This window comes from Anatilimnocola floriformis (assembly GCF_024256385.1).
In the GTDB taxonomy this organism is placed as follows: domain Bacteria; phylum Planctomycetota; class Planctomycetia; order Pirellulales; family Pirellulaceae; genus Anatilimnocola; species Anatilimnocola floriformis.
On record NZ_JAMLFW010000002.1, the window covers coordinates 1,491,861 to 1,513,198 of the forward strand.

Here is a 21,338-nt window from a genome sequence, read left to right on the forward strand (position 1 = left end):
CCATCGCGGCGGCGGTTCCCCAGCTTGTGTGCTACTCCGCCATATATTTCCGGCAGCCGGGAATAATTCCCCTGCCGCCGCCGAATTGGTGGTATGGCCACCTCTTCGGCAACCGTGCGTTTCTCTTGGCTGCAATTCTCATTGCGCACGCTGGCTATTGCCCTCACGCTGACGACCGTCGCCTTCGGCTATTGCTGGCAACTGCCGATTGTGGTGACGGCGGTTCCCATTGAATTTGTGCCGGGCAAGAAGCCCCGAGTCATGTGTTTGACGGGCGTAGATCCAAAGATCATCGCCGCCCAGAATCTGCAACCGGCATCTGCCCGCTGTATTGCTCGGCGGAGCGGTTGGTCAGAACATCAGCTGCACGGCCAAGCCGAAATCTACGATCGCACGGGGCCAAAGATCATCGAGGCCCAATACGTGCGTGGGCAACTGGAGGGCCCGTATCGTTCGTGGTTTGTGAACGGTCAACCGCGCGAGATCGGCGAATACCTCGCTGGCAAACAGCACGGCAAATGGCAGCACTTCGATCTCGAGTCGGGCAAGTTAGGGGCGACCTGCTACTACGAGCGCGGTGCGCCAGTCGGCACTTGGACTGACGGCAGCGCCGTGAAAACGACTTATCGCAACGGTTTGCGATGGCAAGAGGAACTGCGACATAGCGCCCACCTGAGGCGGGTTACCGAATACGACGATCAGGAGAAAATCGCCAAAATCACGATTTGGGGTGAAAGCCCGACCGAGCCGATCGGTTTGGATCTATTTCGAGCGGGCCAGCGCCACGGACCCTGGTATCGCAAGGATGCTAATGAGCATCTGCGCGGCCAATGGGTCGATGGGCGAGCCGAGGGAGAGTGGATTCTCGATCGCGGTTACAACAACTTCCACACGCTCAAATTTCGCCACGGAGAATTGCTCGCGCTCGACGGCGAGCCAGTCAACGATCATTTGACGCGGCAGCTCGCCAATCAAGCAGCGCTCGAATCGCGCGCAGGAAAACAATGCAGCGAGCTACTTGAGAAATTGCAGCATGTTATAGGAATCGATCATGCCCCACTGACTCGAGAAGAGATTTTCGGAATCGCTAACGACGGCGCCGACCTGCCGCCGTTGCAAGTCGACCCGCGGTTGATCATTGATCCAGAAGAGCTGAAGCAACTCTGGCAGCGTCATGTTTCACTCCGCTGCGCGCATGGACCGGTATCGGCGGAACTCGTGCTCGCCTTGCAAGGGACCGGCTTGGTTTTGGACTACCGCTTGGAGTGTCTCTGGCTGACGACTCCCGAACTGGCCCGCGCGTGGAAAGATGAAACGGGTGTGCTCGACTGGTACTACTCGCTCTCCGAGAAAAAACAGCAGGAGTACCTCATCGTCCGTTCGTCGTTTACCGACTTCGCTGAATTCATTCGCTACTGGAATTTTGGCGATCCACCGCACCTTGTCGCGCCTAAGAAACTCCCGCCGTCCCTGTTGCAGTTAGATGACAATCGCAATTGGTATCACCTGTGGTTTCATCAATGCCTGGCCGTTGGTTGCGAAATTCATCGACTCCAACTGCGTCGCTCGGGCGATCAGTTACTGCTGGTTCCCATCACAGAGCCGCCTCAGACAGTTCGTGACAGTAAGCCGTAGGCGCAAACATTCCACCTGCCGATCATGCGTACTCCCTACGATCCAGCCAGGGCGAGAACATCGGGGCTAAATTTTTCGCTCCGCTCGCTGGCGATCGTTGTTACCTTAGCGTGCGTTGGCTTTGGAGTCTGGTGGCAAATCCCGCTGGAGGTCGAAACGGTTCCGCCACAGTTCTCGCCCGGTCATGCTCGCTGTTTGCTGGGCCGAGGTGATTATCTCTGGACGGAAATGAGCGTTCAGCAGGGAGGACCTTACGGCGGCGAAGCGGTCAAACTCCACTTCGCGCGCCCCGCCAAAGCCAAAGGCTTGGCTCGAAGGAGCGGTTGGTCGGGATATCAACATCACGGCGAGTGCGAGATTTTTGATTGCGCGGGCAAACGACTTATCCTCGCTCATTTCTCGCGCGGCGAGTTGCATGGCCCCTATCAATCCTGTTTTCACACCGGCAAGCCCCGCGAAACAGGAAGCTATTTTGCCGGCAAGCAACACGGCGAATGGCAGCAGTTCGATCCACACAATGGCGCGGTAGTTGAAACCAGTTATTACGAGCACGGCCAGCCCGTTGGTACTTGGCAGCTCGGGCCCGCGTTCAAGCAGACATTTCGCAACGGGCAGTTGTGGCAGAAAGAGCAACAGCTGAATGCCCTGACCCGAAAAGTCACGGAGTACGATGAGCAAGGTCGCATCATTTCCGAAACGCTCTGGCGTGAGGGCGCGACCGAGCCCGTCGGCTTCGATGGATTTCAAGCGGGAGAGCGACATGGGCCCTGGTATCGCAAGTCGCCAGAATCCCATTTGCGCGGTCAATGGACCGATGGCTTGCCCGACAGCAGGTGGGTTTATGAAACAGACGCTGGTGAAAACACGCAAACGCTGCTTTTCTCCCGCGGCGAACTGATGTCACGCAATGGAGTGCGGATCAACGACGGTTTGATGCGTCAAATGGCCGATTGGGATTTGCCAGCAACCTACGACGGGCTGCGCCGACAGCAGTTTCGTCAACGGTTGCTCAATACGCATCACGAGTTTCACAGCCAGTCGACGCGCGAACAGATATTTACGCAGATTTGCGAGCGCGAAAACTTACCGCCCTTGCAAGTCGATCCGCGCTTGGCGATTTCCACCGAGACCTTGCAAAAGTTCTGGCAACGCGAGGTTTCATTCCAGTTCGAAAACCTGCCAGCAGCGGCAGCCCTGGCCCTCGCGCTGCACGGATCGGAGTATGTCTTGGAATATCGTTTGGGTTGCCTCTGGCTAACGACCCCCGACTTGGCACGGACCTGGCAAGACAAAACAGAGATCCTGCAGTGGTTTCACGCGCTGCCGCTCGCCGAGCGAATGTCGCTCAACGAGGAAATCACTGCCGTGCCGGGTGAATTCGTGGGCCTGACTCCTTTGCTGGTGGTCCCCAAGGATTGGAGGCCGCTCGAGCTGAGCCTCAGTCGCCATCCTCAGTCCTTGCACCTCCCGGTCTATCAACTCCTGGCCATCGGCTGCGAACTGTATGGTTTGCGGCTCGATCCGGAGCACAAAGCGATTGTGCCCCAGGCTCGCTTTTGGAAATAAGCACTACGCCGCGCGGAACGTGATGCCGTCGAGGCTGGCGTAGATGTTGCTGCCGGCGACGAAGACGACGTTGCCGTTGGACATCACGTCGATGCGGCCCAGGTTAAGCAGACCGGTGACGGTGCTGAACATCCCGTTGAACTCCGGCCGATAGCCGGCGGGCAGAGTAAAGATGGTGCTGCTCCCCGAGGCCACCACACCGCGCAGGTGAACGATACCCATCGCATCTTTGTAATAGCCGGCGGTCGAGTAACCGCTGCCGTAGTTCGCCCACGAGTTGAGCAGCGTCGGCGCGGTGAAGGCCGGCGGCGTCAGCAACGCGTTGACCTGGGCGGTCGTGAGGCCATCATCCACCCCATCGGCGAAACCGGCTGGCACGGTTTTCAGTTTCGTCCAGTCAACCGGATTGCTCGCTTGATTGACCGTGCCCGAGCCGGATAGCAAACCTGTCGCAATGCCGAGCGGATTCCCCACGGAACCATCCCCCGTGAGCGTACTGTCGGTGATCGTCGATGCAGCAGCGCCGGCAGGACCTTGAGGACCCGTGGCTCCCGTCGCGCCGGTTGCTCCTGTCAAACCAGTTGGACCTTGCGCGCCCGTCGCACCTGTGGCGCCTTGAGGCCCTTGTGCACCCGTTGCACCCGTGGCTCCTGTCAGCCCCGTTGGGCCCTGAGGTCCCTGCACTCCTGTTGCACCCGTGGCCCCGGTCAAACCAATGGGCCCTTGCGCGCCCGTGGCGCCTGTGGCTCCTGTCAGGCCTGTGGCACCTTGAGGTCCCTGTGCACCGGTGGCCCCAGCAGCACCCGCGGCTCCCGTTGCACCGGTGAGCCCCGTCGCGCCTTGAGGACCTTGCGCGCCAGTAGCGCCTGTTGCTCCCGTCAAACCTATTGGCCCTTGCGCTCCCGTGGCTCCCGTCAAACCTGTTAAACCAGTTGCCCCTTGAGGACCTTGTGCACCTGTCGCGCCATCAGCGCCAGCGGCCCCCGTCGCCCCCGTGAGTCCGGTGGGGCCTGCCGGCCCTTGAGGGCCTGTTGCTCCCGTGGCGCCGGTCGCACCCGTCAATCCAGTTGCCCCTTGCGCGCCCGCAGCGCCTTGTGCTCCGGCTGCTCCTTGAGGACCCGCGGGTCCCTGCGGCCCCGTTGCTCCCACTGCGCCATCGGCACCTGCCGCGCCTGTCAAACCAATGGGCCCTTGAGCACCCGTTGCGCCGGTCGCGCCCGTTAGACCTGTAGAACCTTGCGCGCCAGTAGCACCTGTTGCTCCCTGGGGACCCGCCGGCCCTTGCACTCCCGTGGCTCCTGTTAATCCTGGTGCGCCCGTAGCCCCCACTGCGCCGGTCGCGCCCTGAGGACCTTGCGGCCCGATCGCGCCATCAGCTCCCGCAGCCCCCGTCAATCCAGTCGATCCCGTCGGCCCTTGCGGACCAACGGCTCCGGTTGCTCCTTGAGGTCCCGCCGGCCCCTGCGCGCCAGTTGCCCCTGTACTGCCTTGAGGCCCTTGCGCTCCTGTCGCCCCTGTCGCACCCGTCAAACCTGTAGCCCCGGTCGCGCCTTGGGGACCTTGTGGTCCAACCGCGCCGTCAGCGCCCGCGGCACCAGTGGCCCCCGTTGAGCCTTGTGGACCTACCGGTCCTTGCGCACCTGTAGCGCCGGTCGATCCAGTGGCACCCGTCAAGCCTGTTGACCCTGTAGCACCTTGTGGTCCAGCTGGGCCTTGTGCACCTGTAGCACCTTGAGCGCCCGCTGCACCCGTCAAGCCAGTTGCCCCGGTCGCGCCTTGTGGTCCTTGCGGTCCAACCGCGCCGTCAGCTCCTGCGGCACCAGTGGCCCCCGTTGAACCTTGTGGACCTGCCGGTCCTTGCGCACCCGTCGATCCAGTGGCTCCGGTCAAACCAGTGGGCCCTTGAGGACCTACGGATCCTGTCGCGCCCTGTGGTCCCGCGGGACCTTGCGCGCCTGTCAAACCAGTGGCTCCCGTCGCACCGGTCAAACCGATCGGCCCCATCGGGCCTTGCGCGCCCGTTAAGCCCGTCAGACCGATAGGACCCTGCGCTCCTGTCGCGCCGTTTGCTCCCTGCGGCCCGACAGCACCATCGGCTCCGGCAGCGCCCGTCGCACCTGTTGGCCCCGCTGGGCCTTGAGGACCTGTGGCTCCGGTCGCTCCCTGAGGACCTTGAGCGCCTGTGGCACCCGTTAAACCTGTCGCACCAGTGGCACCCGTTGCGCCCACAGCTCCCGTCAAACCAATCGGCCCCATCGGGCCTTGCGCGCCCGTCGAGCCTGTCAGGCCGATAGGACCTTGCGCACCCGTTGCACCTTGTGGTCCTTGCGGCCCGACAGCGCCAGTGGCTCCCGCAGCGCCTGTCGCGCCCGTTGCTCCCGTAGCGCCAGCGGTTCCCGCCGGACCTTGCGGCCCCACCGCCCCCGTTGCTCCGGTAGCACCAGTCGCGCCGGCAGCGCCCGTCGCTCCTGCCGGACCCGCTGGACCTTGTGGTCCTGCCGGGCCCGTCGTGCTCGAGCCGCCACTGCCTGCGGTGGCTTGATATGTCAAACGCAGGCCAACGATCTGCACCGCACTGAGCGCGTTTTTATTAGCTTGAAAGCGAATGGCAAGCTGATCGACACCAGCCGTCAGGTTCGCGCCGGTAAACAGCTCGGTCACGTCAACTTTGTTGATGACACCCGTCTGCATCACTAACGGCTGCACCGTGCTGTACCGCTTCACCACATTGGTGCTGAGGTCGCCCGTCAAACCCTCCGATAGCGCGCTGAAGAACGTCGCGCTCGTGTTGCTGCGCGAGATCACTACGACTTCGGCTTTGACCAGCGACTGGAATTTTGTCGGCACGCCCCAGGAAAAATTCGCCAGGCCATTCACCGTCGTCGGCCAAATGCCGGAGGTGACGAAGGAGTTCTGCGGCAGCACCCACTCTTCTTCGATGGCGGGATTGTCCGCGTTTGCCGTTGGCAGTTCGAGCGATTGCAGGGACAGAGTGCTCGCGGCATTTGCCGTGCTCGCTGATTCTGCGGCTGGAGTTACATTGCCGAGCCAGACGCAGGCATCGCCGGTGTCGACAAACAGAGCGCCTGCCGGCGAGCTCCAGGTTTCTGGGATGCCCGTCAAGAGTTGTCGGCTTTCGAGCGATTCCAATTGCAAACGGCGCTTGGTCGTAGCACGACCCCGCTGATTCTGAGACATTCTTCTAACTGACCCGCCGCCTCGGCGCGTTCCTGTCGCTCGCGGCGTTGAGCCCGCAGCCCGGCAGTTCGCCAATGATGCAATGCACCACGACGACGTGCCGGGCTACGAGGAACTTCCCGGCTGCCCACCAGGAATTCAACGCTTGAACGTTCAGGCTGTAATGACCAAATCAAATACAGATTTTCAGGAGGCTCAACAACAGGCTGCCCCTCGTCCCTAAGGAGTTGTTGAGCGGACATGGAACCAAACCATGTCGCGGCGGCAGCCTTTGGCTACCGCATAACCAGTTCTTCGGCGGGGTTTAGTCCAATTTTCAACATTTTGGTGCCGCTACTACCAGCTGATGCAGACCATCCCTAAGACATGGGATAAGCCGCGGTTTCCCGCGAAGTGGTCGCGAAAGAATTGACGGGACTATCAACAATTCAGATTCGTTTGCATTTATTAATCACCGCGACGAGCGAATCATCAATGTTTACTGCGCCGGTGATTGATTGAAATGGTCAATAGCGACAATTGATTTCTATGATCAACGCCATTCATTCCGACAGATTGTTTCTCGGCAACGCGCTGGACATTCGCGATCTGCGGCAGCTCCACGAATATCGGATCGCTGCCGTGGTCGATCTTGCGTTGAATGAACCGGCGGCGCAACTCTCGCGCGAGTTGATTTACTGCCGTATTCCATTGGTTGACGGAGACGGTAACTCGACCGAGATCATCGAAGCCGCAATTCGCTGCCTAGTCTCTTTGCTACGCCTCGAGTTTCGCACGCTGGTGGCTTGTAGCGCGGGCATGAGTCGTTCGCCGGCGATCGCTGCGGCGGCGTTAGCTGTCGTCACTGGTCGCGCGGCGGATGAATGTTTGATGTCGGTCACTACCGACAGGCCGCACGATGTATCACCGCTCTTATGGTCGCAGGTGAGAGAGATTCAGCAGCGAATGATTCCTTAAATGAATCATTGATTGCACGACAGCGAATCTAAATACTTGCCAACATCCGCTCAAGCAGTTCCAGCGGCAGTCCAACAACGTTCGATTCGCTCCCCTCAACCACATGCACCCAGTCGAGTCCGTCTTGATAACCAAATGCGCCGGCCTTCCCTTCCCAGGCATCGGTGGCCAGATAATCCTCTAGGAGATCCGGCGCGAGCGAGTCCATGACGAGCCGCGTGACTTCGACTTGCACGTGATGTTCTTGGCCGGGCCGTGGCCAGAGGCAGAGGCCGCTGTAAACGCGATGTTCTCGGCCTGACATGAGCTGCAGCATCTCGCGGGCGTGTTGCTGATTCTTTGGTTTGCCGAGAATGTGCCCACAGCACTCGGCCACCGTATCGCAGGCCACAATCAAGCCTTGCTCGGTTCGCAGCGCGACGTCGGCCCCTTTTTGAAAGGCCAGGCGAGCAACCATTTCGGGCGGCGTTTCGCGACTGCAAATGCCACACTCGGCAGAGTCGTGAGGCGGTTGAACCTCGAACGAATAGCCGGCTTCTTCCAGCAGTTGCCGCCGCCGCGGTGAGGTGCTGGCCAGAATCAGATGTGGTTTCGACATACGCGTTGCTCCGATGATCGGACTTCAGATTCTGGAACGGGCGGCTGCTGAATCGACCAGATAACCGGCAAACTGTCCGCGCGGGGCCAGGTCGCGCTGCAACTGATCGCAATCGCTTCGTCCGGCGCTCTCTGCCGCGATGCGCAGCGCAAGTACTGGCAACGGCAGCTTGGGAAAGGGCCCGGCTTCGTCGACGACGATGCAATGTGCCCAGGGAGCAGGCTGATAGCCGATCGTCGCGTCACCCGGTGGAATCTGCTGCGCGAGCAACAGATTGGGCGCGACTTGTCGCAGGCTGGAGTCGAGCGTTTCGCCGTGCACGATGGCCATCATCACGGCAGGCCAGCGGGCCAGGCTGCGGAGTGCTTCGTGAAAGTCGCTGCGATCGGCCGACACGGCAACAATCAGGCAAGCACCGCGGCGCGACGCTTCGTTCAGCAAATCAAGCGACGGCGATGAACAAAGGCCGACGAGCGCTTCGCTGCGGAGATGATCCACCAAATTCAGTTCGGGCAATAAATCGATGGCTACGCCGCGCGGCACCCAAACTTTGCTCTCGCGGACGAGTTCGCCGCTGCTCTTGGCGCCGATGCCGCGGAGGCCGATCTGGCGCTTCTCGCTCGCGAGCACTTCGCTGCCGCGACGGAGCTCGATGTGCACGTCGTACAGATGCGGCAGGTCGCTGGTCCAGTAACACGGATCGGTGATTGTCGTGCGGGCCAGCAATGTCGGCCCCGCGCCGAGATCGGTCAGCACGTATTTCGCCGGCAGCGTGTGCGAGAACTCGCAGCGTGGCCCGTGCACATAACCATGCAACGTGCAATCGGCGAGCTCCGCGCTGCGCGGCGCGCGGACGAAAACCTGCGCGCGATTGACGGTCAATTCGCCGTGGAAAACATCGGGATCAAAAGCGATTTCAGCCGGCATCGGCTACCTCCTCGAGTGAACGGAGCGATTCGGCTAAATAACGGCCGGTGTGCGACGCTTCACACGCGGCAACCTCTTCGGGCGTTCCTTGCACGACGACGGTTCCGCCCTGCTCGGCCGCGCCGGGCCCCAGATCGATCAAATAATCGGCGGCCCGCATCAGCTGCAGGTTGTGCTCGACCACGATCAGCGAATGGCCGATGGCGAGGAGCGCATCGAAGCAATCGAGCAACTGCACGACATCGGCGAAGTGCAAACCGGTCGTGGGCTCATCGAGCAGAAACAGCGTGCGATTGCGTGTTGCTTCCGACAGGTGCGCGGCGAGTTTCAGGCGTTGGGATTCACCGGAAGAGAGCGTGTTCGCGGCCTGGCCGAGTCGCAGGTAGTCGAGGCCGACGTCGATCAGTTGTTTCAGCTTGCCTTGCACCTTGGGCTGACCGCGGAAGAACGAAAAGGCTTCGCGCACGGTCATATCGAGTACTTCGGCAATGTTACGGCCGCGATAAGTCACCGCGAGCACCTCGCGCCGATAGCGCGCACCGCCGCAGGTTCCGCACTTCATATATAGATCGGCGAGGAACTGCATCTCGACCTGAATCGCCCCTTCCCCCTGACAAGTATCGCAACGGCCACCGTCGACATTAAAGCTGAAATGCCCCGCCGTGAAGTTGCGCGTCTTGGCTTCGACGGTCTCGGCAAAGACCTTGCGAATTTCATCGAAGGCTTTGATGTATGTCACCGGATTCGAACGTGGCGAACGACCGACCGGGCTCGGATCGACGAGAATCACGTCGTCGATCTTCCCATCACCGAGGATATCGTCGTACGGTAGCGGCGTGTCGCAATCTTTTTGCTTACGGCGACAAAGCGCGCCGTACAGCGTCTCCTGCACCAACGTACTTTTCCCCGCGCCACTCACGCCGGTCACCAGGCAGAGCACACCGAGCGGAAAATCCACGTTCAGCCGTTGCAGGTTATTTCCTCGTGCACCGACCAGGCGAATCGTGCCGCGCGGTTCGCGGCGTTTGCCGGGGCGCGATACGCCGCGCCGACCCGCGAGAAAATCGCCCGTCGAGCTTCCCTTCGCCACGAGCAACTCGGGTAGTGTCCCTTGAAATGTCACCTTGCCGCCGAGTTCGCCCGCGCCGGGACCGATCTCGACAATCTGATCTCCCTCGCGAATCAGGGCTTCTTCGTGCTCAACAACGACAACGGTGTTGCCCCGCCGTTGCAAGCCGCGGATCGACTTCACCAGCGGTTCGACATCGCGCGGATGCAGGCCGACCGACGGCTCGTCGAGCACATACAGCATGTTCACCAAGCTTGAACCGAGAGCCGACGTCAGCGCGACGCGCTGCGCTTCGCCGCTGCTGAGCGTTTTCAGTGGTCGATCGAGAGCTAAGTAACCGAGACCGACCTGCACGAGAAACCGCAGCCGATTGCGGACTTGCTCGAGCATGGTGCGACTGACTTGCTTCTCGCGCGGCGACAGAGGTAACTCGGCGAAAAAAGTTTCACCCTGGTCGAGCCGCAGGGCTGCAATCTCGGCAAGGTTCAAACCGCCGACTCGCCAGGCGAGCGCTTGCGCATTCAACCGAGCGCCATTGCACGTCGTACATACGCGCGAGCTCTTCCATCGATTGTGAAAGACCCGCACCGGCATCTTGTACTTGTGCTTTTCTAGCCAAGCGAAAAAACCAACCAACCCGCCGAAGTTTCGCTCCGGCACGCCATTTTGAATGAGGTTTAATTGCTCGGCAGTGAGATCGTGATAAGGAACATCGACCGGCAATTGATAGTCGGCGGCGAGTGCGAGCAGCTCTTGCAGCTCATGCTCGTAGGCCGGAGTCGTCCAGGGAGCGATCGCGCCGTCGCGAAGTGATTTTGCTTTGTCGGGGACGATCAGATCGCCATCGAGATCGATCAGGTTCCCAAAGCCTTCGCAGGCCGGGCAGGCGCCGAGCGGGCTGTTGAAACTGAACAGCCGCGGCTCGGGTGGAATGAACTGCAGTTGGCAGCGCGGGCATTTGAGTTCGGAGACAAAACTCCAAACGTTCCACGCACTCCCATCGAGCGTTTCGTTTTGAACCGCGCGCTGCGGCGGCTCGGCTTCGGCGAGCGGTTGCCACCAAACTTCGCCATGGCCTGCCGTTTGTTTGAAGGCGGTTTCCAGCGAATCGACCAGGCGGCGGGAATCGGTTCCGCCAGCGACGAGCCGATCGATCACGACGCGGACCGTGGCATCTTGATTCGGCTCCGGCGTTTTCTGGTCGAGCGAAATCACTTTGCCGCCGAGAATGACGCGAGCGAATCCTTGCTCTCGCAGCGTCGAAAGCGATACGCCGGTTCGCGGCGCGACGATGAGCAGCTTGGTGCCGGCGGGGAGTTCGTTCACCACGGCGGCGGCGTCTTGCGGCGATTCGCGGGCGATGGGCTGACCGCAGCCGGGGCAAAAAAGTTTGCCGACGCGGGCTAGTAGCAGGCGGAGATAATCGATGGTCTCAGTCGCCGAGCCGATCGTGGTGCGGTTTGATTTGCTGGCTTCCTGCCGCGTGACGGCGATGGCTGCCGGGATGCCGTCGATCCGCTCGGCTGCGGGCTTTTCGAGTCGCTGCAGAAACTGCCGGGTGTAGGTCGAAAAGCTTTCGATAAATCGCCGCTGCCCTTCGGCGTAGAGAGTGTCGAGGGCGAGGCTGGTTTTGCCGCTGCCGCTCGCTCCGCAAAACACAATCAGCTGACCGCGCGGCAGATCGAGATCGATGTGCTTGAGGTTATGCACATCGACGCCTCGCAATTCGATCTGGTCCGTACCCTGCGCCACGATTGGTTCCTGTACCTAGCGGTTCCCGCGACCTGTGTCGCATCCCGCATTTTATCGTGGATGGTGCGGAGCGGCAGGTGGCGAAAAGACGCACCACGCGGAGCGTGATGACTACATTGCGGAGATTACTGGCGACTTAGCGCTGCGGAAATTCGCGTTTGGCGAATGCTTGCAGCCGATCTTCATAGAATTTCGAGCCAGGATCGAGGGCGGCCGCTTTGCGGGCCCATTCCAGTGCGAGTTCGCGATTGCCGCGGGCAAAGTGGACTTCGGCGAGCGTGTCGGTGTAGGAAGGATTCTCCGGCGCGAGTTTCACCGCCCGTTCTGAGAGGACCAGTGCCTCATCTAATCGGCGGGCACAGATCGCAGCAACCCAGGCGGCCTGGTTGTGAATGTTCGCGCTATCGGGATATTGCTTTGTCTGACTGTGATACAGCGCGAAGCAATCTTCGAACACCTTGTCGGCTTCCTTGGTCAGTCCTTGCTTGTTGAGGAGCGGGAAGAACTCCTCGACGAGCTTGATCTCGCCCGGCTGGAGCTGTTCGCAGAGAGCGAGCAGCGCGAAAGCGGCCTCGGTATCGGCTGGGCTGCGATCTTCTTTGCTGATCAAACCGCGGGCCCGCGTGCGATGCAATGAGTGCGCAATGTCGAGATAGCCTGATTGTTCAGTGAGGTTGGTCGTCGGCTTGAGAACGTGAAACCGAAGCTGTTCCCAGTGATCGGCTGCGGCGAGCGGTTCTTTTTCCGCGATGATATTTCCCAGGTGCTGATTGGTGATCGTGACGTATTGATCCTCCGGGTTGCCGGTCTTTTGCAACAGCTGCCATTGCTCGCGAGCTTCGTCGCGGAGACCACGTTCCTGCAGCGCGAAGGCCAGTTGATAGCGCGAAGGAGAATCGAGGCACATCAGATTTGCAGTCTGCAGCAACTTGCGGCCGGCTGCTTCGTCGCCACTGCGGATGAGTGAGGTTCCTTGCAGAAACCAGGTAAGTGGATTTCCTTGGTTCGCCGCCACGGCGCGGCCGTACTGCGCAGCCGCGTCGCTCCAGCGCTCGCCGGTAAACAGCCAATCGCCATAGGCTTCGGCCGAGGCTGGATCGGCGAGGATGGCCGCTTCAAAATGTGTTTCCGCGTCGGCGCGATTATCGCGAGCGGCCCAGGCTTCGGCGAGCAACACATGCAACCGACCGCGCTGGGCGGCAGTGTTAGCGGGATCATTGGCCAAGGTTTTTGCCTGCTTGGCGATCGCCGGCCAATCGGCAGTTACGAAGCGTTCGAAGGTTTTCGGCATTAACGCCACGGCCACGCCGAACAGATGATCATCCATTTCTTGCCAACGGCCGTCGGCGTTGAGCGTCTCCCACCAGAGCTGCGCTTTTTGCAGGCGTTTGCCCGTGAACGCCGCGCTCATCACGGCAGCCAGATTGGGCGCGGCGGCCCGGCTGAGGATTTTGAGATGTTCTTTTTGCCGGCCGGGCGCTCGTTCGAGTCGCGCGAGGGCCAGCCAATAGGCGCCGCGCGAATCATCGACTGAAGCGGTGGTTTCTAGGAACTCGCGCAGGGCAGCATATTGCTTCTGCTTGCCGAGGAGTCGCAGTTCAGCGGCGATGGTGACCGCGAACGAAAAGCGATCGACGGTGCGACTGGTTCGCACTGCTTTGTCGCCCGAGAGCGAACTGAGCCAGGCCGCGTCGAACTCAGTTTCGTCGGTCACACCCACGAGCTTTAGCGCCTCGTCGTGCCGCTGTTGCTGCACGAGTAACTCAAATGCCATCGGCCGCAAGCCGCTGTCGGTGAGCAACTTCAGCGCATCGGCAGGGCGGTCGTTGAGGAGCGCGATCTTGGCCGCGTACCAGATGTCGTCACCAGGCGCGGCGGCGAACACCGCTTGCAGCGTTTCTTCGGCCTGCTCTTTCTTTCCCAACAGCCGATAGCAACTCGCTCGCATGCCGAGGCGATAAAGTTCCGCCCGCGGCACGTCTGATTTGGTGGAGTATGTTCCAAGCAGTTGCTCCCAAGACTTTTGCTCGCGCGCCAGACCTTGCACGAAGAGTTGCGTCGGCGTCTTGGCCGCGGTCGCCACTTGCAGGGCTTGCGCGCCGTTGCCTCGTGCTCGGAGCATCGCGGCGAGCAAGATCGCGGCGTTGGCATCGGCTGGATTCTTGGCAAATTCGGCTTCGGCCTTTTTCAGTTCGGCTGGCAGCTGATCGCGCAGCGAGAGAAACGCGACATACTGCGACCGGCCAACGTCGGTGCTCTTGCCGAGCTCGAAGCATTGCTCCAGGATCGACCAGTCGTTGGCGGCGATCATCTGCGGAGCCAGCCGCTGAATGTCGGCTTGCAGGCTGTTGAAATAAAGCTGCTTACTGGCGGCATCGGTTTCGAGCTTGAGCAAACCGAATAGCGTGGTGAAGGCACCCTTCTGTCGCAAGTCGTTGATCACACGCAGCCGCGCGTTGCGATCGCCGTCGTAAAACTGCGAGACCATGATCTGCAACTCGATCGGCGAATCGGGCGTGATGCCGAGACGCAGGTTGCGGAGGATGAGATTGCCCCGCAGGCGCACTTCCGGATCGGTGCTCTTCACGGCCTGCTCGAGGAGCGGCAGGGCGGGATTGCCAACCTTCCAGACGTACGCACTGGCCCGCTGCCGAACCGAGAACTCATCGTCGCCGAGGGCTTTGACGGCCGCTTCGAGCGAAGGAAACGCCGGCTTTTCGGCTGGCGGATTCTCCTGCGCAACAGTAGGAGTGAGCAGCAGAAGAGAGACGAGCACGCCCCACAGCCGGGTCCGCCAATGCATGCGAGACTTTCTTGTTGAAGGCTATTTGGGCAACGCTTCGAGCCGTGCGAGAATCTCACGCTGACGAGCGCCGGTCGCGCGGCGGGCAGCCATTTGATAAAAGACTTTCGCCACGCCCGGTTTACCAGCCGCTTCGGCGCCTTGGGCTTTTTCGAGCATCGCGGCGAGCTCGGTGTCTTCCGTCTGCTGCGCAGAAACCGCTTGCGCTTTGATGGCGGCCACACTTTGCGCACCGCGCTCAGCCGAACTTCCGCGAGCGTTCCCGCCTCCGCCAGCGATTGGCGTACTCGCGGTTTCTTCAGGGACAGGAACTTTCACTTCGCCGGACTGCAAACGACGAAGGCGTTCGCGCAGGGGACTCGAATCGGAATTGTCGGCCTGAGCGCCGACCACGGGCACAATGCCGGTGACGAACGGCCGGAACGAGCCGTCGATAAACATGCCATTGCCGCCGTTGGGAATCGTCACGCTGGGCGTCTGAGAAACAAACGTGGAGTCGGCTCCCTGACCCGCCGTGAAGTTCAAAAAGCCGTTGACATTGCCGCCGCGAAAACCAACGCCGCCATTCGCGCCGGCGTTGGGGTCGAAGCCGCCGAACTGCGGCGCGACTCCCGGCGCACCGCCGCCGAAGTTGAAGAACCAACCCGGACCACGCGCGCCCCAGTTGGTGCCAATGCCTTCGTAAAAGCCATGCCCCACGCTATTGAACGGGCTGCTCACGGTCACTTGCTGAGCTGCGAGCGAACCGGCCAGGCAGGGGACTATCAACAGGCCGGCCGCCAGCGTCCACTGCCGCAGTTGAGTTGCCATAAACATTGCCAGTTCCTCACAAAAACAGCCGCTGCCCTGATGCGACCGTGCCGTCACTGTACCGCGATCTTGCTGAAGGGGTCAACTAAAACTTGCCCGAACAACCACTGCTTAGGTAGATCGTATTCAAGCAATAACTGGCAAAAAATCGCCAGCCGTTCTCTGCTTGATTTTTGGTGGTCACTGCGGCAATATTAAAACCCGGTAATCAAACGCAGTATAGATTTTCGCTGCTTGCCGCAATTCTTATTCACGGTTGCCCGAGCAACGGCTACCTCTTGTCGGGAAGGTCACGGGCATGGGACTGTTCGACGGCTTGTTCAACTCGATGGAGGGGAGCACTCGGCTCACTCCGCAGGAGTGCTTTGCCGGCATTCTCGTTGGAGCGACCTTTTGCGATGGTCACATTGCCGATGACGAAGTGAATGGACTCGTCGCCGCACTGCTGCGGATGAAGCTCTTTCAACGCCTTTCGGAAAAGCAGTTCGGCTCGACGCTCGACAAGGTTCTCGGCATCGCCAAACGCAACGGCGTGCCGGCGCTGCTCGAACGGAGCCTGGAAAATCTGCCGGCGGATCTGCGCGATACAGCCTTTGCCAATGCCTGCAATATCGTCCTCGCCGACGGCACGGCCGAACAAGCCGAGCGGGACTATATCAATACCTTGCAAGTCAAGTTGAACCTCGACCCCAAGACTTGCCAGACGATCGTGCAGGTCATGGTCATCAAAAACATGGGTTGATGCTGACAGCCGCCCCGCGATAGACACCAAGCCAGAACGCAGACGGAAAAGGTAGCGACCGATGGGAATGTTCGACGACCTGCTGGGGAATTTCGGCACGCCGCAGGCCTTTGGCCCGCAGGAAGGATTTGCCGGCGTTCTACTGTCGACGGCTGCCCACGACGGCCATCTGGCCGACGAAGAAATGTCGGCGATGTTCAACACGCTGAACCGCATGAAGCTCTACCAGCACATGCCGGAGCAGCGTTTCAAGAGCATGATCGACCGGTTGGTCGGTGTGCTGAAGCGCAACGGCCCCGAAGAACTCATGCGGCAATCGGTTAGCGTCGTCCCGCCCGAGCTGCGCGAAACCGTGTTCGCCAGCGCCACCGACATGATCCTGTCCGATGGCATCGTGGAACAATCGGAACGGGAGCTGATGCAGGAATTGATGATCAAACTGCAAATCGACAGCAACCGCGCCAAGACCATCGTGCAAGTGATGGTCATTAAGAATAAAGGTTAGAGCGCGCTCACCTCGTAAGATGGCTTAAGACGGACCATTGGTCCGTCTTACTTCTTCGGTTCTTCTGCTTTACCCGCACCCTTCTTCACGCGCGGCACGAGGATTACTCGCACTTCGGTTCCCTTCGGCGGAATGTTTTCCGTGAAGGCATTGAACAGCAGCCCGCCGTTGGCATCGGTGCTCGGCACTGGCAAATCGAGCGTTGCCGAGGGGAAGTTCGACACGCAGATAAAGTCGCCGCCGTTAGCTTGATAGTGTTCGCGGCCGGTTTGCTCATCTTTGAAGAAGCCGCTCCCCGCAAAGACCCAATCGAAGTCCATCGCCTTGCCGGTCTTCACGTTCTTAATCATCTCTTGAGCGCGAACTTCGTGGCTCTTGCCATCGGCATCTTTCCAGAGGACGAAGATTTCAATCGCGTCGCCGGTGGCCGCTTTGTATTGAGGATCGAAGGAAACGGGCGTCCCCTTCTTGGCCCCCACCGCGAGCAAGCCAGCGTGAACCTGTTCCGGCAGCACATTCAGGGCGACGATCGATTCGTGCTCCTTGGTTCCCTTGGGGCAGGCAAACATTTCGAGCTGCCCTTCGCGGAGGCAGATCTTGCCGTCGACGACCACGGCTTTGCGCTTGGTATCGATCCACACATCGTGCTTCTGCGAGAGGCGAACCAACCCTTCCGGGGCCTTGGCGGGCTTTTCGGCCGGCTTGTCCTCAGCCTTTTCTTGAGCGATTGAACAGGCGACGCAGAACAAAATCATGGCCACCCAGCCGCTGCCAGTCATCAAGCGTTGCATCCGAGAAACTCCGAGAAAGTAAAAGGTGGCGATGCTGGCGACATCGCGAAAAGTCGCCCATAGGCAACGGCGGGGATCATGTTAAACTGCGTCGACCCACAATCCAGCCTGTCGCTGCAGCGATTATACACCTTCGGCATGCGCCCTGAGAATGGAAGATCCTGCAAATCACTTTAGTACCAATCGCGCCGAATCGGCTGCAGGATCGCCCATGGAAATGGCCGTTGCTCCCAAACCGGCCCGCGCGATCGACGCCTCGGCCTGGCTGGCAAACTTAGCCCCCAATTCTGATTTTCCGCTCGCGCGAATCGCCGCGGGCAAAACTTCGCCGCTGCTGTGGGGCGCTGATTCGCTTCCTGCTGAACGTGTCAATCTGATCGGCAAGCTTCACAAGGCCACGCTGGTTCGCAAGTGGAAAGGTGAAGCGGCGGAACTCGCGCGGTTTCTCGCCCAGACTGTATCGAGCGAACCATCGACCGATCACGCGCTGGAAATTCTAGCCTGGGCTTATTTGCTGCCGGTCGTCAAATCGGCCGAACTCCTTCAGCAATTGTTCGCCTGGCACGATGCTGTGCTCGCCAGCGCGACGCCCGCCACCGCGCTGCCGCAGTTGCTCCTCAAGGTAGAACTGCCGCTGTTGCTCGCCCTAGCAGCGCCCGATCTCAAAACAGCCACCGCGCTGCGCAAGGGCGCCATCGGTGCGGAATCGCGCGTCGCCAATGCCTGGATCGATCCGCTGGGCCTGCCGTCGCAAGCACGCGCGGAGCTGCTGCGACCGTGGCTCGCGACCATCATTCGCGCGCAGGAATTGCTCCGCAACAGCGAAGTGCAGTTTTCCGACACGGCTCGCGAACGACTGGAAAAATTGACTCGCCATGTGCTGCGATTGTCGCGCCCCGATGGCGGCTCGACTTTGGGGCCTGCAGCAGGTTCGACCGCTGATCGCGAGTTACTCACGGCTGCCGTCATCGCCACCAACAGCAATGCCGCGCTCGCTCAACTCGCCCTCGGCAAAGGCGCTGCCGACAAAAAACCGGCCAAGGGCACGCCGCCGGCCGCGTTCTATTCGCAGAAGTCATCGTTCGCGGTGCTGCGCAATCGCTGGGCCGCGCCGCAGACGCAAGCCACGTTCGATTTCAGCGGCGACAATACCTGGCTCGACGTTAGCTGCGGCAATCAATCGCTGCTGCACGGCAACTGGGATGTCGCGCTCAAGGTGAACGACACAGCCCTCACGCCGCTCGGCCCGTGGACCGATGTTTGCTGGCACGCTGATCCGGATTGCGATTATCTCGAGATCGAGCGGAAGTTCAGCGGCGGTTGGTTGCTGCAACGGCACGTGATGATCGTGCGACAGGACGAATGCCTGCTCCTCGCCGATAGTTTGCTCGACGAAACCAAGCGCACGCCCGAAGAGTTTCTCGCCACGGCAGCCCAAGCGCCGCGGCTCGATTACTCCACTTCGCTGCAGCTTCCTTCGTCGATCGCTTTCGCGCCGCAACAAGATACTCGCGAGGGCTACCTACAAGCCGGCCGAAAACCGCTGGGTCTGGTCATGCCGATCGCGTTGCCGGAATGGCGCAAACAACCGAGCAGCGGCGAACTATCGGTGAATGGCAGCCAATTGCAACATCGCCTGCAAACCCGCGGCCGCAATCTCTTCGCGCCATTGTGGATCGACTTGAATCCCAACCGCTTCAAGAACGCCGAATGCACCTGGCGGCAACTCACCATTGGCGAGTTCCTGCAAGTGCAACCGCGCGAGGTCGCCGTCGGCTTTCGCGTGCAGGTTCGTTATTCCAATTGGCTTCTCTATCGTTCGCTCGCCTGGCGCGGCAACCGCACCGTGCTTGGCAAGAATTTCGCCACCGACTTCGCCTGCAGCCGCTTTCAACCCAACGGCGAAACGCAAGAGATTCTGGAAGTGCAGTAGCGCCTCGTGACTTGCCCGGAAGCGCTCAACGAAAGCTTCGCCGTCACGGCATATCGTGTATAGTGACGGATTACTGCTTCCTCGGCCCCGATCAGATTTTGTCTCATGGAAACTGAATGGTATTCGCGCACCACCGCGCTGCAGCAACGAGTCGCCCAGCTTCGAGACAGTCTTTGACTACGACAACAAGCTGAAAAAAGTCGCCGAGATTAACGAGCGGATGGCCGCGCCTGATTTCTGGAACAATCAGGAAAAGGCCCGCGAGGTCATGGGCAAATTCAAAGCCCTGCTCGCAGTCACCAAGCCGCTGGAGGAAGTCGTGCGCGGTGCGGGTGATTTGCCCGGCTTGCTGGAGATGGCCGAATCCGACAACAGCTTTGACGGCGAAGTGATTACCGAAGTCGAGCGGCTGGAAAAGCTGGTCGAAGAGCTCGAGCTGAAGGCACTGCTCAACGGCCCGCACGATTCGGCCAATGCGATCATGAGCATTTACGCTCGCGACGGCGGCACCGACGCCAACGACTGGGCCGAGATGCTGATGCGGATGTACATGCAGTACGCCGCCAAGAACGAATTCGAATTCGTCGTGATGGATCGCCTCGACAACGAGCAAGCCGGCATCAATCACGCGACCGTGATGATCAAAGGCCCGATGGCTTACGGCTATCTCAAGGGCGAAACCGGTTTGCATCGCCTGGTGCGGATCAGCCCCTTCAATTCGGAAGGGAAACGGCAAACCAGTTTCGCCGCGATCGACGTCTCGCCTGAAGTCGAAGACGAAGCCGAAATCGTCGTTGATTGGGCCAAGGACGTGCGCGAAGAAACGATGCGCGCCGGCGGCGCCGGCGGTCAGCACGTGAATAAGACCGAAAGTGCGATCCGCCTGCTGCACTACGAAACGGGCATCGAAGTGAAGTGCCAGAACGAACGAAGTCAGCATCAGAATCGCGCGCTCGCGCGGAAGATGATGCTCGCCCGCCTGGCCCGCCTCGCCGATGAAAAGCGCGAAGCCGAATCAGCGGCTCAGTACAAAGGCAAAGTAAAGGTCGGCTTTGGTTCGCAGATCCGCAATTACTTCCTGCATCCCGATCAGCGCGTGAAAGATCAGCGGACCGGTTACCTGATGAACAATTTTCACCAGGTGATGGATGGAAACATCCAGGGCTTTATGGATTCGTACCTGCGCTGGCGAATGAAAGAAGGCGGAGGAGAAGTCGCCGCGGATGATGAGGAGTAGAGTCGTTTAGATAGCATCGATTGCTTCAGCAATCGATGTCGCTTCAGCGAAAAGAGGCATTGTTATCGATGCCAGCGCCGCGAGCAAAGGTTTCTTCGCTCTTCAATTCCAACGAGTGGCAAGCTTCCCTTGCGCCCCTACGTTCCTGCGGATGCCTCTGATCGCTGCGCGACATGGATTGCTGAAGCAATCCATGCTATCCATTTAGCGCGCAATCCGGTCAGCATACTTCGCGCGGATCTTGCAAACCTTAGGAATCGCCGCCCCTTGAATGTACGGCTGATCGGGATGCAGCTGAGCATACCCCTGGTGATAGTCCTCGGCAGGGAAGAACTCGACCAGCGGCTCGAGCGTCGTGACGATCGGCGACTTGAAGTGATGACTATCGGTTAGCTGCTTGATCTTCGCCGCAGCCGCTTCTTTTTGTGATTCATCGGCATAAAAGATCGCGCTGCGATATTGCGTGCCGACGTCGGCCCCTTGGCGGTTGAGTGTCGTGGGATCGTGCGCGTCGAAGAAGACGTCGAGCAGCGTGTCGAGCGAGATGACGGCGGGATCGTACGTCACGCGAATCACTTCGGCATGGTCCGTGTTGCCGTCGCAAACGCGTTTGTAGTTCGCCGTTTCTTTCGCACCGCCGGCGTATCCACTCAGGACGTCGCTCACGCCCTTAAGTTGTTCGAACGAAGCCTCGGTGCACCAGAAGCAGCCGCCGGCGAGGACGATGGAAGCAGACATGAGTTCACCCGAAAAATGTGCTGTTGTCGAACAGATCATTATAGGCGCGAATGAGGTCAGGCGACGTAGTACGAACC

The 21,338-nt window shown here is 60.2% G+C and carries 16 protein-coding genes; 7 read left to right on the forward strand and 9 right to left on the reverse strand.

Features of this window, described 5'->3' with window-relative positions; translation table 11 throughout:
* Positions 1 to 93 precede the first annotated feature (93 nt).
* Complete coding sequence (locus M9Q49_RS30485) at positions 94 to 1,635, forward strand: toxin-antitoxin system YwqK family antitoxin (RefSeq protein ID WP_254513081.1); 1,542 nt, start codon at positions 94 to 96, stop codon at positions 1,633 to 1,635.
* Positions 1,636 to 1,740: 105 nt separating this feature from the next.
* Here the strand turns inward: M9Q49_RS30485 and M9Q49_RS30490 are convergent, their stop codons facing one another.
* Entirely contained in the window at positions 1,741 to 2,397 is a 657-nt protein-coding gene (locus M9Q49_RS30490) for a hypothetical protein (protein ID WP_254513082.1), read from the reverse strand.
* Positions 2,398 to 2,532: 135 nt separating this feature from the next.
* Between M9Q49_RS30490 and M9Q49_RS30495 the strand changes: the two genes are divergently transcribed.
* Positions 2,533 to 3,201, forward strand: a complete 669-nt coding sequence (locus M9Q49_RS30495; protein WP_254513083.1) for a hypothetical protein — start codon at positions 2,533 to 2,535, stop codon at positions 3,199 to 3,201.
* A 3-nt stretch (positions 3,202 to 3,204) separates the two neighbouring features.
* Here M9Q49_RS30495 and M9Q49_RS30500 read toward each other — a convergent pair whose 3' ends face one another.
* Positions 3,205 to 6,399, reverse strand: a complete 3,195-nt coding sequence (locus M9Q49_RS30500) for a hypothetical protein (protein WP_254513084.1) — start codon at positions 6,397 to 6,399, stop codon at positions 3,205 to 3,207.
* Positions 6,400 to 6,927: 528 nt separating this feature from the next.
* Here M9Q49_RS30500 and M9Q49_RS30505 point away from each other — a divergent pair.
* Positions 6,928 to 7,356 (forward strand): dual specificity protein phosphatase family protein, encoded by a 429-nt coding sequence (locus M9Q49_RS30505; protein ID WP_254513085.1) that lies wholly within the window; start codon positions 6,928 to 6,930, stop codon positions 7,354 to 7,356.
* Between the two features lie 28 nt (positions 7,357 to 7,384).
* Here the strand turns inward: M9Q49_RS30505 and M9Q49_RS30510 are convergent, their stop codons facing one another.
* From M9Q49_RS30510 to M9Q49_RS30530, 5 genes are all read right to left on the reverse strand, one after another.
* Positions 7,385 to 7,954, reverse strand: coding sequence for a Maf family protein (locus tag M9Q49_RS30510; RefSeq protein ID WP_254513086.1), 570 nt, complete (start codon positions 7,952 to 7,954; stop codon positions 7,385 to 7,387).
* A 24-nt stretch (positions 7,955 to 7,978) separates the two neighbouring features.
* Positions 7,979 to 8,881: a hypothetical protein gene (locus M9Q49_RS30515; protein ID WP_254513087.1), complete on the reverse strand. Its 903-nt coding sequence runs from the start codon at positions 8,879 to 8,881 to the stop codon at positions 7,979 to 7,981.
* Positions 8,871 to 11,702 carry an excinuclease ABC subunit UvrA gene (gene uvrA, locus M9Q49_RS30520; RefSeq protein ID WP_254513088.1) on the reverse strand — a complete coding sequence of 944 codons (2,832 nt, stop codon included), beginning with the start codon at positions 11,700 to 11,702 and terminating at the stop codon, positions 8,871 to 8,873. The genes M9Q49_RS30515 and uvrA overlap by 11 nt, the downstream gene beginning before the upstream one ends.
* A gap of 136 nt (positions 11,703 to 11,838) precedes the next feature.
* The gene (locus tag M9Q49_RS30525) at positions 11,839 to 14,505 is read right to left on the reverse strand and encodes a tetratricopeptide repeat protein (RefSeq protein WP_254513089.1); all 2,667 of its coding nucleotides are present in this window, start codon (positions 14,503 to 14,505) and stop codon (positions 11,839 to 11,841) included.
* 21 nt (positions 14,506 to 14,526) lie between these two features.
* Entirely contained in the window at positions 14,527 to 15,321 is a 795-nt protein-coding gene (locus M9Q49_RS30530; protein ID WP_254513090.1) for a hypothetical protein, read from the reverse strand.
* Positions 15,322 to 15,613: 292 nt separating this feature from the next.
* Between M9Q49_RS30530 and M9Q49_RS30535 the strand changes: the two genes are divergently transcribed.
* Both M9Q49_RS30535 and M9Q49_RS30540 read left to right on the forward strand, forming a co-directional pair.
* Complete coding sequence (locus tag M9Q49_RS30535) at positions 15,614 to 16,057, forward strand: tellurite resistance TerB family protein (RefSeq protein ID WP_254513091.1); 444 nt, start codon at positions 15,614 to 15,616, stop codon at positions 16,055 to 16,057.
* A 61-nt stretch (positions 16,058 to 16,118) separates the two neighbouring features.
* Positions 16,119 to 16,562, forward strand: coding sequence for a tellurite resistance TerB family protein (locus M9Q49_RS30540; protein ID WP_254513092.1), 444 nt, complete (start codon positions 16,119 to 16,121; stop codon positions 16,560 to 16,562).
* A gap of 47 nt (positions 16,563 to 16,609) precedes the next feature.
* Here the strand turns inward: M9Q49_RS30540 and M9Q49_RS30545 are convergent, their stop codons facing one another.
* Positions 16,610 to 17,353, reverse strand: coding sequence for a YdjY domain-containing protein (locus M9Q49_RS30545; RefSeq protein ID WP_254513093.1), 744 nt, complete (start codon positions 17,351 to 17,353; stop codon positions 16,610 to 16,612).
* Between the two features lie 211 nt (positions 17,354 to 17,564).
* On the opposite strand from M9Q49_RS30545, the gene M9Q49_RS30550 reads away from it, so the two are divergent.
* Entirely contained in the window at positions 17,565 to 19,286 is a 1,722-nt protein-coding gene (locus M9Q49_RS30550) for a hypothetical protein (RefSeq protein ID WP_254513094.1), read from the forward strand.
* Between the two features lie 105 nt (positions 19,287 to 19,391).
* Positions 19,392 to 20,523, forward strand: a protein-coding gene (gene prfB / locus M9Q49_RS30555; RefSeq protein ID WP_390845315.1) for a peptide chain release factor 2 whose coding sequence is annotated in 2 segments (ribosomal slippage) — positions 19,392 to 19,460 and positions 19,462 to 20,523 — 1,131 coding nt in all. Because the reading frame shifts where the segments join, the coding sequence is not laid out codon by codon here.
* Positions 20,524 to 20,727: 204 nt separating this feature from the next.
* Here prfB and msrA read toward each other — a convergent pair.
* On the reverse strand, positions 20,728 to 21,261 hold the full coding sequence (gene msrA / locus M9Q49_RS30560; protein ID WP_254513095.1) for a peptide-methionine (S)-S-oxide reductase MsrA: 534 nt from the start codon (positions 21,259 to 21,261) through the stop codon (positions 20,728 to 20,730).
* Positions 21,262 to 21,338 lie beyond the last annotated feature (77 nt).